8 protein-coding genes are annotated in these 13,603 nt (G+C 71.6%); 2 read left to right on the forward strand and 6 right to left on the reverse strand.

The genetic code is table 11. The features are described from left to right. Positions 1-130: 130 nt before the first annotated feature. Positions 131-2,965 (forward strand): glycoside hydrolase family 3 C-terminal domain-containing protein, encoded by a 2,835-nt coding sequence (locus AQI88_RS37130; RefSeq protein ID WP_067008629.1) that lies wholly within the window; start codon positions 131-133, stop codon positions 2,963-2,965. A 243-nt stretch (positions 2,966-3,208) separates the two neighbouring features. Here the strand turns inward: AQI88_RS37130 and AQI88_RS37135 are convergent, their stop codons facing one another. The 6 genes from AQI88_RS37135 to AQI88_RS37160 form a co-directional block, all read right to left on the reverse strand. Next, complete coding sequence (locus tag AQI88_RS37135; protein WP_067008632.1) at positions 3,209-3,541, reverse strand: hypothetical protein; 333 nt, start codon at positions 3,539-3,541, stop codon at positions 3,209-3,211. A 493-nt stretch (positions 3,542-4,034) separates the two neighbouring features. Then, positions 4,035-4,229, reverse strand: a complete 195-nt coding sequence (locus AQI88_RS37140) for a hypothetical protein (protein ID WP_067008635.1) — start codon at positions 4,227-4,229, stop codon at positions 4,035-4,037. 160 nt (positions 4,230-4,389) lie between these two features. Beyond that, a complete protein-coding gene (locus tag AQI88_RS37145; RefSeq protein WP_067008639.1) occupies positions 4,390-5,769 on the reverse strand; it encodes a S53 family peptidase in 1,380 nt (459 codons plus the stop codon). Positions 5,770-5,969: 200 nt separating this feature from the next. Beyond that, positions 5,970-7,415, reverse strand: a complete 1,446-nt coding sequence (locus AQI88_RS37150; protein ID WP_067008642.1) for an aldehyde dehydrogenase family protein — start codon at positions 7,413-7,415, stop codon at positions 5,970-5,972. Between the two features lie 217 nt (positions 7,416-7,632). Further along, positions 7,633-9,234, reverse strand: coding sequence for a PucR family transcriptional regulator (locus AQI88_RS37155; RefSeq protein ID WP_067008645.1), 1,602 nt, complete (start codon positions 9,232-9,234; stop codon positions 7,633-7,635). A gap of 148 nt (positions 9,235-9,382) precedes the next feature. After that, entirely contained in the window at positions 9,383-11,803 is a 2,421-nt protein-coding gene (locus AQI88_RS37160) for an ATP/GTP-binding protein (protein ID WP_067008648.1), read from the reverse strand. Between the two features lie 249 nt (positions 11,804-12,052). On the opposite strand from AQI88_RS37160, the gene gabT reads away from it, so the two are divergent. Continuing rightward, positions 12,053-13,387 (forward strand): 4-aminobutyrate--2-oxoglutarate transaminase, encoded by a 1,335-nt coding sequence (gene gabT, locus AQI88_RS37165; RefSeq protein ID WP_067008651.1) that lies wholly within the window; start codon positions 12,053-12,055, stop codon positions 13,385-13,387. The last annotated feature ends 216 nt before the right edge of the window (positions 13,388-13,603 follow it).

A 13,603-nucleotide genomic window follows, 5' to 3' on the forward strand; every position in this document is an offset into this window, starting at 1 on the left:
ATTCCCCCTTGCCATGTAGGTGAGAAGTCGGCTTTCCTTCCGCACAGCGCCTTGACAGCACAAGGGGCGTCGAATGAGCATCGAAGCGCTTCGAAAACGTCTCGTCGTTCCATCGCAAGGGGAACCGCCCGTGACCGTTCACTCGCCGACCACGCCGCCTTTCCGCGATCCGCATCTGCCCTTCGCGAAGCGCATCGACGACCTGCTGGCGCGGCTCACCCTGGACGAGAAGGTCTCCTTCCTCCACCAGTACGCGCCCGCCGTGGAGCGCCTCGGCATCGCCGCGTTCCGCACCGGCCAGGAGGCACTGCACGGCGTGGCCTGGATGGGCCCGGCGACGGTCTTCCCGCAGGCTGTCGGCCTCGGCGCGACCTGGAACCCGGACCTCGTACGGCGCATCGGCGAGGCGGTGTCCAAGGAGGCCCGGGCCATGCGCGCCCGCGACGACCGGGTCGGCCTGAACGTCTGGTCTCCCACGGTCAACCTCCTGCGCCACCCCCTGTGGGGCCGCAACGAGGAGGGCTACTCGGAGGACCCGAAGCTGACCTCGGCCATCGCCACGGCATACACGCAGGGCCTGCGGGGCGACCACCCGACCTACTGGCGCACGGCCCCCGTCCTCAAGCACTGGCTGGCGCACAACAACGAGACGGACCGCGCGACGTCGTCCGCCTCCGTCCGCCCGCGCGTGCTGCACGAGTACGACCTGCGTGCCTTCAAGAAGACGGTCGAGGCGGGCGCGGTGGCCGGCGTGATGCCTGCCTACAACCTGGTCAACGGCCGCCCCAACCACCTCTCCCCGTACCTGCGCACCCACCTGCGCGCCTGGACCGACCAGGACCTGCTGGTCTGCTCGGACGCGGGCGCGCCGACCAACCTGGTCGACGCCGAGCACTACTTCGACACCCACGAGGAGGCGACCGCGGCCGCGCTGCTGGCCGGCGTGGACAGCTTCACCGACCACGGCACGGACGCCGCACAGATCACGGCACGGGTCAAAGGCGCCCTGGAACAGGACCTGTTGGCGGAGGCGGACATCGACACGGCGGTCCGCCGCCACCTGTCGGTCCGCTTCCGCCTCGGCGAGTTCGACCCGCACTACGACCCCCACCGGGGCACCGGCGAGTTCGACACCCCGGCTCACCGCGCCCTCGCCCAGGAGGCCGCCGAACAGGCCGTGGTCCTCCTGAAGAACGACGACGACCTGCTGCCCCTCGCGCCGGACACCCGGCTCGCCGTGGTCGGCCTGCTCGCCGACGAGTGCAAACTCGACTGGTACAGCGGCAGCCTCCTGCACCGCTCCACTCCTCTGGAGGGCCTGTACGACCGCTTCGGCGCGGAGCGGGTCGACTTCGCGGAGGGCGTGGACCGGATCCGCCTGCGGACACCCTCCGGCGCCTTCCTCCACGTACCGCCCACGGACGCCCCCGACGAGGCACGCGGCACGGAGGCCGCCCTCGATCCGGCCCTCCTGTCCGGCCGCACCGACCTGCCCCCTCTCACCACGGATCCGACGGGCACCGAGTTCGCACTGGCCGACTGGGGCGAGGGGATCCTGACCCTGCGCTCCCCCGACGGCCGCTACCTCTCCGTCGCCGAGGACGGCTACGTCCGCGCCTCCGCGGACCAGCCCGGCGGCTGGGTCGCCCAGGAGACGTTCCGCCTGGAAACCCACCAGAACGGTCACCTCCTCAAGCACCTCGGCACGGGTCGCCACATCTGCGTCGCCGCCGACGGCGTGAAGGTTGCCGAAGCCGGCGATTTCTTCGAGGTGATCACCATGGAGCGCGGCGAGGAGGCGGTGGCCCGGGCGGCCGCCGAGGCGGACGTGGTCCTGGTGGTGGCGGGCAACGACCCGCACATCAACGGCCGCGAGACCGAGGACCGTACGACCCTGTCCCTCCCCGCCCACCAGCAGCGGTTGCTGCGCGCCGCACGAGCGGCCAACGCGCGCACGGCACTGATCCTGGTCTCGGCGTATCCCTACGCGGTGGACGTGTCCCGGCTACCGGCCGTCCTGTGGACCGCGCACGGCGGCCAGGCGGCGGGATCGGCCCTGGCCCGGGTACTGGCCGGTGACGTCTCCCCGGCGGGCCGCCTCCCGCAGACCTGGTACGAGTCGGACGCCGACCTGCCCGAGCTGCTCGACTACGACGTGATCGGCGCCCGCCAGACGTACTTGTACTTCGAGGGCACCCCCCTCTTCCCCTTCGGCCACGGCCTGTCGTACGCGTCCTTCTCCTACGCCGACGTATCGGCCCGGGCGGCGGACACCGCGGTGCACGTGTCATGCACGATCACCAACACGGGCGACCGGCCGGCCGCCGAGGTCGCCCAGCTCTACACCCGGGCGGCGGACCCTTCCGTGACCCGGCCGCGCCGCGAGCTGCTCGACCACCGCCGAGTGACACTGAGCCCCGGCGAACGAGCGGAGCTGGCCTTCGAAGTCCCGCTGCCGGCTTTCGGGTTCTGGGATGTGCGACAGGGGCGGTGGCGCCTGGAGAACGGCCCGTACGACCTCCTCCTCGGCGCATCGAGCGAGGACATCCGCCTCCACACGACCCTGATCCTCGACGGCGAGCCCCCGGCGCCCCGCGCGGTGACCCGACGCGGCCTGGAGGCGGCGGACTTCGACGAGCAGTCCGGCATCGCGATCGTCGACCGCACGAAGACGGCGGGCGACGCGGTGACCCCGACGGAGGGCGGATCGGCCGAACTGGTCTACCGATCCTGCGACTTCGGGAACGGCGTGTCCGAGGTGACAGCTCAACTGGCCGGCGAGGGAGTCCTGGAACTGTCCCTGGACGGCGGCCCGGCACTGGCCGAGCTGACGCTGCACACCCCCACGGCAGACGCCTACGCCTACACCACCTTGGCCGCCGACCTGGCCACCAAGGGCCTCCACGACGTCCACCTCAGACTGCGCGGCCCCTTGCGGCTCGCGCACGTCGGCTTCTCCGGTTGAGGGTCCGGAGAAACCGACGCAGGGAAGGGGCCCGGCACCGGAAGGCAGCGGTGCCGGGCCCCTTCGGAGGGGAGGCTGGCCTGCGCCAAGGCTCACGATATATGGAAATGGTTCCCATTACCAGTGGGGCGCGCCGGGGACGCGGCTGCCCTTGGCGTACATGGGGACCTCGCAGCCGGGGCCACTCTTCACTGAGCCCTCGGGCAGTTGCTCCCAGTCGGCCCAGAGGCGCTTGCCCCACACTCAGCGAGCGCGAAAGCTATTGAGCGTCTTCCCTGCGCCGCTGGCCGACTTCAGGTACTCGTTCTCCGCTGCCAACTCCGCTACCTGTACCACCAGTCCGGCAGCCAGAGACTGGAGTGCCTTGTACTGGACTGTCTTGTAGTTCCAGGCGAAGACCCCGGTGGCGAAGGTGAGAAGGCCCACGCCCACGCCGATCCCAGCCGCGACCCTGCCCTTGCCGGACTTGCCTTCGGTTGGCCCGGCCGGGTCGTGGCCCGTCTGGATCGAATGCTGTCGAAGATCATCGAGATCCTCGCTCCCATAGGAGCACGACCCGCATCGGTAATCAGTCACCGTCAATCCTCTCCCTCAGGAAGACCAAACTGCCACAGATCGCGCGCTTCCGGCGGCCACTTGGTCAGCTCCGTCCGGTTGCGCTGGACGGCACGTCTGGTGGCGCCGGGCTGATCAGCCGGATGGGCCGCCGGAAGTCTGCCCGGTACCGGAGCTCTTCCGCTGACATCCGAGTTCATGGCCTATCTGTGGACCGGGACCGGCCGACTCCACCCTGAGCGGGCCCTCACCAGCGAGTTCGGCAGATCGCAAAGGGCCTCCAGAGCCGTTTCAACGACAAGCCCGACGCGACAATGCAGGCACAACTGCTCGACCGAACCCGTGCCTCTCACTCCGGACAGCCGTACGCGGCAGCCCACCAGACCCCTGGTCGAAGCCCTGCAACACGAGGGCGCCAAAGATCAGCAGGGTTCCCGCCCCTCGTGCCAGCAGGGCACATCCCCGCTCGTCGGCGCCTTCTCCAACCCGGCAGGATGAGACAGGCGCCGGATCGCTACCCCTCCCCCGAAGGAATCCGCACCGCCAGTTCCGCTGCGAAGTGCCGGGCCCGCGCGCCCCAGTCGTGGTCGGTCGTGCCGAAGTGCTGGAGGACGTCCAGCAGTTCGTGTGCCTCCGGCAGGGTGAAGAGTGGCAGACGCGGCTCGCACAGCTCCGGCACTCCGTGTGCGGGATCCAGAAGTTCGCCCATGTCGAGGGCAACGGATATCGGCGGCGCAGGTTACGGGCACTGCGACCAGGGGCCGCCCTGAAGCCATGGCTTCGGCGGACGGACAAGAGCGGACGGCCCGGGTGTGGAACCCGGGCCGTCGTAGGGGTCGTGGCAGCAACCCCGTTGCAGCAGCGCCGCGTCAGCTGTGGTGGCCGGCCGCTGCGAGGGCGGGGACGAAGCGGGTGGCGTCCACGGTGCCTACGCCGGTGGCCATGTCGTAGCCGTTGACGGCCTTGTAGCCGGTGACGTCCTTGTAGCTGTTGTTCGTGCCGTCGTTGACGTCGACGATGCCGGTGCGCCCGGTGTGGCGGGAGGACAGCTCGTACAGCGCCTTGTTGATGTTGCCCAGGCGGTGGCCGGCCGCCTGGTCGGCGAGGGCGACGATGCCCGAGAAGAGCGGGCTGGCCTCGCTGGTGCCGCCGGAGACGTCCCAGCCGGTGGCGGTCGGGTCGTAGCTGGAGTAGACCCAGGCGCCGCCGTTGACCGCGGCGGCCATCGAGATGTCGGGGGTGCCGCGGCGGGCGCCGACGATGTTCTTCACGCCGTTCTGGAAGGCCGGCCGGGTGAAGACGTGGGACTGGCCGCCGCCGCCCGCGCCGTAGTCGTTGTAGACGCTGTCCGGCTTGACGCGGTCGCCCTTGTCGTTCAGGTGGAGCTGGGTGCCGCCGATGGAGGTGACCAGCGGGTCCGAGGACGGCCAGGAGTTGACGCGCTTCTTGTAGTAGGTCTTGCCGTCCGCCTCGAGGTCGGTGGCGCCGCCGTCGCCGGAGGAGGCGAGGACGGTCACGTTCTTGCGGTTCGCGGCCTGGAAGGCGTAGCGCAGGTTCTTGATGCTGGAGAAGTCGCCCCGGGAGAAGCCGGGGAACGTGTTCTCCGTGGCGCCGAAGCTCTGGGTGATGACGTCGCCGACGCCCTGGTCGATGAGGTGCTTCTCGGCGCTCATCATCTCCGGCAGACCGGTGGTGCCCTCGGTCTCCGAGACCGCCGTCTCCACCAGGACGATCTTGGCGCCGGGCGCCACGGCGTGGGCCATCTCGACGTCCAGCGTGGTCTCGCCGGCCCAGCCGGTCATGTCGGAGTTCTTGGGGTCGAAGGCGGGGACGTGACCCCACTTGACCACCTTGACCTTGGTGCTGGGCAGGCCGAACTGCTTGCTGTAGACGTCGAGGTCGTGCTGGACGGTCGGGGAACCGAACGAGTCGACGATGACGATGGTGCGCCCCTTGCCCGTGATGCCCTTGCGGTACAGCGGGTTGAGGTTGTACGCGGTGCGGTACTGGAGCGGGTCGTAGCAGTTGATGTGCCACTTGGTCTGGCACTGCGCGATGGGGAGCGGGCTGGACACCCCATGGACCAGGGTGTGTCCGGCGATGGCCGGGACCGCCTTGGTGTGCGGTACTGCGGCGGGCGCGGCGGCGGTGACGCCGGCCTGCGAGGTGGTCGCCAGTGCGGCGGCGACGAGGGCGGCAGTGGCTGCGGCGGATGCCGCGACGCCGCGCCCGGTGCGGGATATGTGCATGAATTCCCCTGAGTGGCCCTGAGACGTCCTGAGTCGGACGAAGTGGTCATGCGCATCCCACCGGGCGAGTCATGCACAGGACAAGGTTATTGAACTGTCGATGTCGAATCCTTTACCAGGTCAGTACCACCGGAGAACACGAACGGCCGCAGCCCCCGCACAGTGGGCTGCGGCCGTGGTGCTGACCTGTCCGTGGCAGGTCAGAGCGCGAGGCCGGTGAGGACCAGCACGCGCTCGTATGTGTAGTCGTCCATCGCGAACTTCACGCCCTCGCGGCCCACACCGGACTGCTTGGCGCCGCCGTACGGCATCTGGTCGGCGCGGTAGGACGGGACGTCGCCGACGACGACACCGCCGACCTCCAGGGCGCGGTGGGCGCGGAAGGCGACCTGCAGGTCGTGGGTGAACACGCCTGCCTGGAGGCCGTACTTGGAGTCGTTGACGGCGGCGAAGGCCTCGGCCTCGCCGTGGACCTTCTGCACGGTCAGCACCGGGCCGAAGACCTCCTCGCAGGAGATCGTCGTGCCGGCCGGTACGTCGGTGAGGACGGTCGGCGCGTAGGAGGCGCCGTCGCGGTCGCCGCCGGTGTGGAGGGTGGCGCCCGCCTCGACCGCTTCCTTCACCCACGCCTCGACGCGCTTGGCGGCGTCCTCGCTGACCAGCGGGCCGACGTCGGTCTTGGCGTCGCTCGGGTCGCCGGTGACCTGGGCCTCCACGGCGGCCACGATGCGGGGCAGCAGGCGGTCGTAGACGGAGGCGTCGGCGATCACGCGCTGCACGGAGATGCAGGACTGGCCGCCCTGGTAGTTGGAGAAGGTCGCGATGCGGGTCGCGGCCCAGTCCAGGTCCTCGTCGGTGGCGAAGTCGGCAAGGACGACGGCCGCGCCGTTGCCGCCCAGCTCCAGGGTGCAGTGCTTGCGCGGCACCGAGTCCATGATCGCGTAGCCGACCTTCTCGGAACCGGTGAAGGAGATCACCGGCAGGCGCTCGTCCTGGACGAGGGCGGGCATGCGGTCGTTGGCGACCGGGAGGATCGACCAGGAGCCGGCAGGCAGGTCGGTCTCGGCGAGCAGGTCGCCGAGGATGAGGCCGGAGAGCGGGGTGGCCGGGGCCGGCTTCAGGATGATCGGGGCGCCGGCGGCGATGGCCGGGGCGACCTTGTGGGCGCACAGGTTCAACGGGAAGTTGAACGGCGCGATGCCGAGGACGACGCCCTTCGGGAAGCGGCGGGTGAGGGCGAGGCGGCCCTGGCCGCCGGCGTCGGTGTCGAGGCGCTGGGCCTCGCCACCGTTGAAGCGGCGGGCCTCCTCCGCGGCGAACCGGAAGACGGAGACCGCGCGGCCGACCTCGCCGCGGGCCCACTTGATCGGCTTGCCGTTCTCGGCGGAGATCAGCTGGGCGATCTCCTCGGTGCGCTCGACCAGGCGCTTGCTGACGTGGTCGAGGGCGGCGGCGCGGACGTGGGCGGGGGTCGCGGCGAAGTCCTCGCGGACGGCGTACGCGGCGGCCACGGCCTCCTCGACCTGGGCGTCGGTCGGCACGCTGACCTTGCCGACGAGCCGGCCGTCCCATGGGGAGGTGACGTCGAAGGTGTCCTCGCCGGTGACCTGGCGGCCGGCGAGCCAGAAGGCGTGGGTGGAAGTCATGTTGTGAGTCCCGGCCCTTCCGCGTTGGGGGTGTTCTTACGGTTCGTGGTCCACGGTAGGGCGGGGGCGGGCGGGGGTCGCTTGTCCGAGTCGTAGTGGTGGGGCTGGGTGATGCTCCGGTTTGGCGTGGTGAGGTTACTTCTCCTGTGCCGGAGGGGCTGAATTCTCGCGGCGCCTCTCAGCCCACCGAGTCGGGGGTGGGCGGGCTGAGGTGTGGCTACTCCGGCGACGTCGCCTTCAGAGCCAGCCACAGCTCCATCCGGACGTCCGGGTCGTCCAGGGAGCGCCCCAGGATCTCCTCCACCCTCCGCATCCGGTACCGCAACGTGTGCCGGTGCACCCCGAGATCGGCCGCGGCCGCGTCCCACTGACCGTGCCGGGACAGCCACGCCCTCAGTGAGGCGACCAGGTCCCCGCGCCCCGTCGCGTCGTGCTCGTGCAGTGCCCGCAGCAGACCGTCGGCGAACGCCTTCACCGCGTCGTCGGCCAGCAGCGGCAGCACGGACCCCGCCGCCAGCTGCTCGTGCTCCACCAGGACCCGGCCCCGCCGCCGCGCCACCGACAGCGCCTGCTCGGCCTGCTTGTAGGCCGCGGCTGCGGCGATCGGTCCGGCCGGGGCCGACAGGCCGACGACCATGTCGTCCTCGTCCCCGGCCGGCTGCTCGGGCACGGACCGCGCCGCCTCCAGCGTCGCCGCGTACGCGGCACACGCGGCCACCGCCGCACCCCCGTCCGCGGCCAGCACCACCAGCCGCTCCCCCTCGGGTACGACCAGCACGGCCTCGCCGGCCCGCGCCGCCGCCGACTCCGCGGCCTCCGCGATCCGGCCCAGCGCATCGCTGTCCGCCTCGGCCTGGGCCCGCGCGGCCGAGCCGGGCAGCGACTCCGCGACGATGATCCGGAAGGGCGCGTCGAGCAGCCCCCCGTACAGGTCCCCGGCGACGGCCCGGGCGTGGTCCGGCTCGGCGGCGAGCAGCATGCGCAGCACCGCCGCGCCGACCCGCTGCTCGGCCGCGTGCAGGGAACGGGAGCGTTCGGTGGTGAGGGTGAGCAGGGCGATAGCGGAGTGGACGGCGTAGCGCTCGGCGGTGCCGAGGGCGGCGGCCGTGCCGACGGCGAGCGCGGCGCGCGGGCGCCGGCCCGTCCCCAGGGAGTGCAGCTCGATGCGGTCCTCGTTGTCGGGTCCGCCGACCACCGCGGAGGCCGGTGCGGGCCGCTCCCGAAGCCGTTCGACCTCGGCGGTGAGCCGGGCGGCCCGGCGCCCGGCCCACTCCGGTGCGGTGGCGACCACGGCGCCCGAGGCGTCGTAGAGCGCGGCCCACCCGTCGACCTGCACGGCGAGCGCAGTGAGCAGGCCCTCCGGGCCCGCGTTCAGGGCCTGCTTGGTCAGCTCGCGCTGAGCGGCGAAGCCCGCCGTGACAGCCCGGTACTGGTCGGCCGCGATTGCGGCGGACACGGCCTTGCTGATGGCGAGGAAGGGGGTGCGGCGGGGCACCTCCAGCAGCGGCAGCCGCTCCTCTTCGGCGGCGTCCACGAGGGCCTTGGGGATCTCCTCGTAGTTCACGCCGACCGCGAAGCCGAGCCCGACGACACCCGCTCCGACCAGCCGCTTCACATACCGCCGCATCGCCTCCGGATCCTCCGCGTCCAGCTTGAGCGCGGTGATCAGCAGCAGTTCGCCGCCTTCCATGTAGGGCACGGGGTCGGCCAGCTCGCTCACGTGCGCCCAGCGGACGGGCACGTCGAGACGGTCCTCGCCCGCGCGCACGGTCAGCTTGAGCGCGGTGTGATGGACGAGCGAGGCGAGGGTCGGGGGCATGAGGCCTTCAGGGAGGGGAGAAGCGGGACAGCAGGTGGGGAGATCCGGTGATCACTGTGATCAATTGGCCGCCGCGTATGAACAGCCTATGCCGATTCTGCCTCACCGTACGGTCCCGGGACGCCCCTTGCCCGGACGCGGCCCTGGGTCAGCCGCGCAGATCCACCAGCAGCGGCGGAGCGTGCTCCCCCTGCACGGTCGTCAGCGACAGCACCGCATGTCCCGCCGGCACCCCGTGCGCGAGCTCGGAGGCCGACCAGCGTTCGCGTTCGACCTTGCGCACGGTCACGGCGTCCGTGGTGACCGGCTTGCCCGTGCCCAGTTTCCGCACGGCGTGGATCAGCCGGGTCAGCGGCTGGTCCGCGAACACCGTGTGCTTGGCGATCTCGGTGGTCTCGACCCACTCGGTGCCCCACACCTGGGCGAACAGGGCGCCCTCCCAGGTGGTGACGCCCGAGAAGGCGACATGGCAGCCGACCGCGGCGAGCAGCGGCTGACGCAGCTGCTCCGGTACGTCACCCAGGGCCCGGAGGTTCAGCAGGACGCCGGCGTTGCTCTGCCGCAGCCGCCGCAGGGAGCGCACGGACTCGGCGGTGATCGCGTGCGTGGCGTCGTCCAGGACGAGACAGGCGAACAGGGACCGGTCCTGCCGAGCGGTCATGGCGGCCGTGAACTGGACCAGCAGCAGCCGGGTCAGCAGCTGGGCGGCCTCCGGGTGCGCCCGTTCCGGCAGGTCGACCCTGACCCGCAGCGGGTGGTCGAGGGAGCGCAGGGTGAAGGGCCGGGCGTCCGGGGAGGTGTCGAAGAAGCCCGCGAAGGCCGGGCGGTCGAGGCAGGCGATCCGGTCGGCGAGAACGATCCCCGGATCCCCGGGCAGGCCCGCCTGCCGTGCGCGTGCGTCGAGTTCCCGGTGCAGGGCCGGGTGCGTCTCGGGGTCGAGCATCGCCCTCAGCCCGTCCAGCGCCGTCGGCACCCCGTCCAGCAGCTCCCGCAGCTCGCCCACGGCCGGGAACCGGCCGTGGGCGGTCCGGAAGGGGCCCAGCAACTGGGCCAGTATGGTTCCGGCCCGGCGCAGATCGACCTCGCCCAGGTCTCCCACCAGGGCGTCCGCGAGGAGCGCGGCCGCCTCGTCCGGGTCCTCGGACCCGCCGTACAGGTCGAGGTCGTACTCCGACGTCTGGTCTCCCGGCCGCACCACGATGTCGTAGGCCTGGTCGGTCCCCAGGGGAGTTCCGGCGGCGGACACCACGACGAGCGCCGCCTGCCCGGCCAGCGCCTGGAGCGCGAGGGACTCGGCGACGGGCCGCACCAGGCGCTCGGTCTTGCCCGAGCCGGAGGGGCCGACGGCCAGCAGGGAGGTGCCGAGCGTGCCGGGGTCGACGGCGGCGCCCACGTCCCGGCGGGCCGGTGGCGTGCGCTCGGCGTCCGCGTACCGGCCGATGCGCACCTGGGAGGTCAGCAGGTCGTGGACGGCGGTACGGGCGGGCAGGTCCCGCTGCCCGGACGGGTGCGCACAGGCCTGGGCGCCCTCCCGGAGCACGGCCGAGCTGAACGCGTCCAGGCGCGAGGGGCTGGCCACCACGGAGGTCCAGGCGCGGCGGATCCGTGCGCAGTCCACGTCGTTCATCCGGCCGGTGCGCACGTCCTCGGCCAGCCGCTCGGCCGCCGCGTCCTGTCCGAGGGCGCGCAGCTCGGGCCAGTCGGCCGGGGTCGCGGCGACTGCTTCCCGAGGGGTCTCGGCCCCCGCCTGGGGACGGCGCAGTCCGCTCAGCAGCCCCCGCCAGCCGCCCGCCACGGCGAACGGCCACAGGCCCAGCAGGGTGAGCAGGGTGTTGAACACGCGCAGCCGGTGCACGGTGCTCACGTCGGTGGGCCCGAAGAGCCAGTCGGACGGGGTGAGGCTGACGGCGAGCCGCTCGTACGGCAGCAGTTCGCGCCAGACGACCAGCCAGACGACCAGTGCCCCGAGGACGGCGGCGCGCAGCGCGCGGGAGGGCTGCGGACGGGCGATCACATACCGCTGGGCGACCTCTTTCCAGTTGCCGACCCGCCCGAAGTAGTAGAGGGCCAGGGTGGCGAAGAGGCTGTCGTACACGGCCCGTGCCGTGAGCGCCGCCCGGGGCTGCTCCAGCCCCCACCAGTCGGACGGCGTCACGAGTTCCAGCAGGATGTTCTTGTGGGGGACCAGGTTGTTGTCCCAGAGCGACCACACGAGGAGTGCGGCGAGCAGCGCACCGACCGCCCCGGCCAGCAGTGCCCGGTCGGACACCCGGTCGGGGGCGTCCTGGCTTCGGGGACGGTGGCCGTAGCGCCACAGCCCCGGCTCGGCCTCGGCTCGCGGGGTGACCAGCCAGGCCAGCAGGCCGCCGGCCTCCGTGCCCGGTGCCGCTGTCTGCCCCGCGCCGGGCTTGTGGGTGGGGCGCGGCGGCAGGGACGGTGCCGGTGGATACGCGGCGGGTCCCGACGGCGGGAGGGCGGCCTCCCGGCCCGGGGCGCTCGGCGGCGCGGAGGGCCGCGGCACGCCGTGCCGCCGCGTGCCGCGTGTGTCCTGTGTGCCGTCCGAGTCCATCGAGCCTGCCCCTTGACCAGCCGTTCCGTGCACCGTCAGCGAGTCAATCTAACGCCCCGGCAAGGGGAGTTCACCGCTTACGCGGCCGAGAGGAGGGTGCGACTGGGCGCACTCCTGCCGCACTGCTATGTCCACCACGGACAACCGGCCTTCCCGACAACGCCCACATGGAGCATGCCCACCCCCCACACCCCGCCTTAGCCTGCGACAAAAGAAGGTAAGCGTCCGTAATACCCCCAGGAGCCCCGCATGACCGCACTTCCGCAGGAGCGCCGCGTCGTCACCGCCATCCCCGGCCCGAAGTCGCAGGAGCTGCAGGCCCGCCGCACCGCCGTGGTCGCGCAGGGCGTGGGCTCCGTGCTGCCCGTGTTCACCGCGCGTGCGGGCGGCGGCATCATCGAGGACGTCGACGGCAACCGCCTCATCGACTTCGGTTCCGGCATCGCCGTGACCTCCGTCGGCGCCTCCGCCGAGGCCGTCGTACGCCGCGCGAGCGCCCAGCTGGCCGACTTCACCCACACCTGTTTCATGGTCACCCCCTACGAGGGCTACGTGGAGGTCGCCGAGGCCCTCGCGGAGCTGACCCCGGGTGACCACGCCAAGAAGTCCGCGCTGTTCAACTCCGGCGCCGAGGCCGTCGAGAACGCCGTCAAGATCGCGCGTGCGTACACCAAGCGCCAGGCCGTCGTCGTCTTCGACCACGGCTACCACGGCCGGACCAACCTCACCATGGCGCTGACCGCGAAGAACATGCCGTACAAGCACGGCTTCGGTCCGTTCGCCCCCGAGGTCTACCGCGTCCCGGTCGCCTACGCCTACCGCTGGCCGACCGGCCCGGAGAACGCGGGCCCCGAGGCCGCCAAGATGGCCATCGACCAGATCACCAAGCAGGTCGGCCCTGACAACGTGGCCGCGATCATCATCGAGCCGGTGCTCGGTGAGGGCGGCTTCATCGAGCCGGCCAAGGGCTTCCTGCCGGCGATCAGCCAGTTCGCCAAGGACAACGGCATCGTCTTCGTCGCGGACGAGATCCAGTCCGGCTTCTGCCGTACCGGCCAGTGGTTCGCGTGCGAGGACGAGGGCATCGTCCCCGACCTGATCACGACGGCGAAGGGCATCGCGGGCGGCCTCCCGCTCGCCGCCGTCACCGGCCGCGCCGAGATCATGGACGCCGCGCACGCGGGCGGCCTGGGCGGCACCTACGGCGGCAACCCGGTGGCCTGCGCCGGTGCGCTCGGCTCCATCGAGACGATGAAGGAGCTGGACCTCAACGCCAAGGCGAAGAACATCGAGGCGATCATGAAGTCCCGCCTCACCGCCATGGCCGAGAAGTTCGACATCATCGGCGACATCCGTGGCCGCGGCGCCATGATCGCCATCGAGCTGGTCAAGGACCGCGCCACCAAGGAGCCGAACCCGGAGGCGACCGGCGCGCTCGCCAAGGCCTGCCACCAGGAGGGCCTGCTGGTCCTGACCTGTGGCACCTACGGCAACGTGCTGCGCTTCCTGCCCCCGCTGGTCATCGGCGAGGACCTCCTGAACGAGGGCCTCGACATCATCGAGCAGGCCTTTTCGCGCATCTGAGCGAGGGTTCCGCACCTGTGAAGGGCGCCTGCGGCAGGCGGTGTGAAGAAGGTGTGCGGGGTGGATGGCGGGACGCGATTCCGTCTGCCCAAGCGCCCCGGGCTGCCGTAGGTTCTACCCAGATGAGAGATACACCCCGCCCACAGGGGACTGTGGGCGATCTCAGGCCGGGGCCTCCCCAGCTTCGACCTGGTCGTGCCCTCGCGCACACAACCG

The organism is Streptomyces cellostaticus (assembly GCF_001513965.1).
In the GTDB taxonomy this organism is placed as follows: Bacteria; Actinomycetota; Actinomycetes; order Streptomycetales; family Streptomycetaceae; genus Streptomyces; species Streptomyces cellostaticus.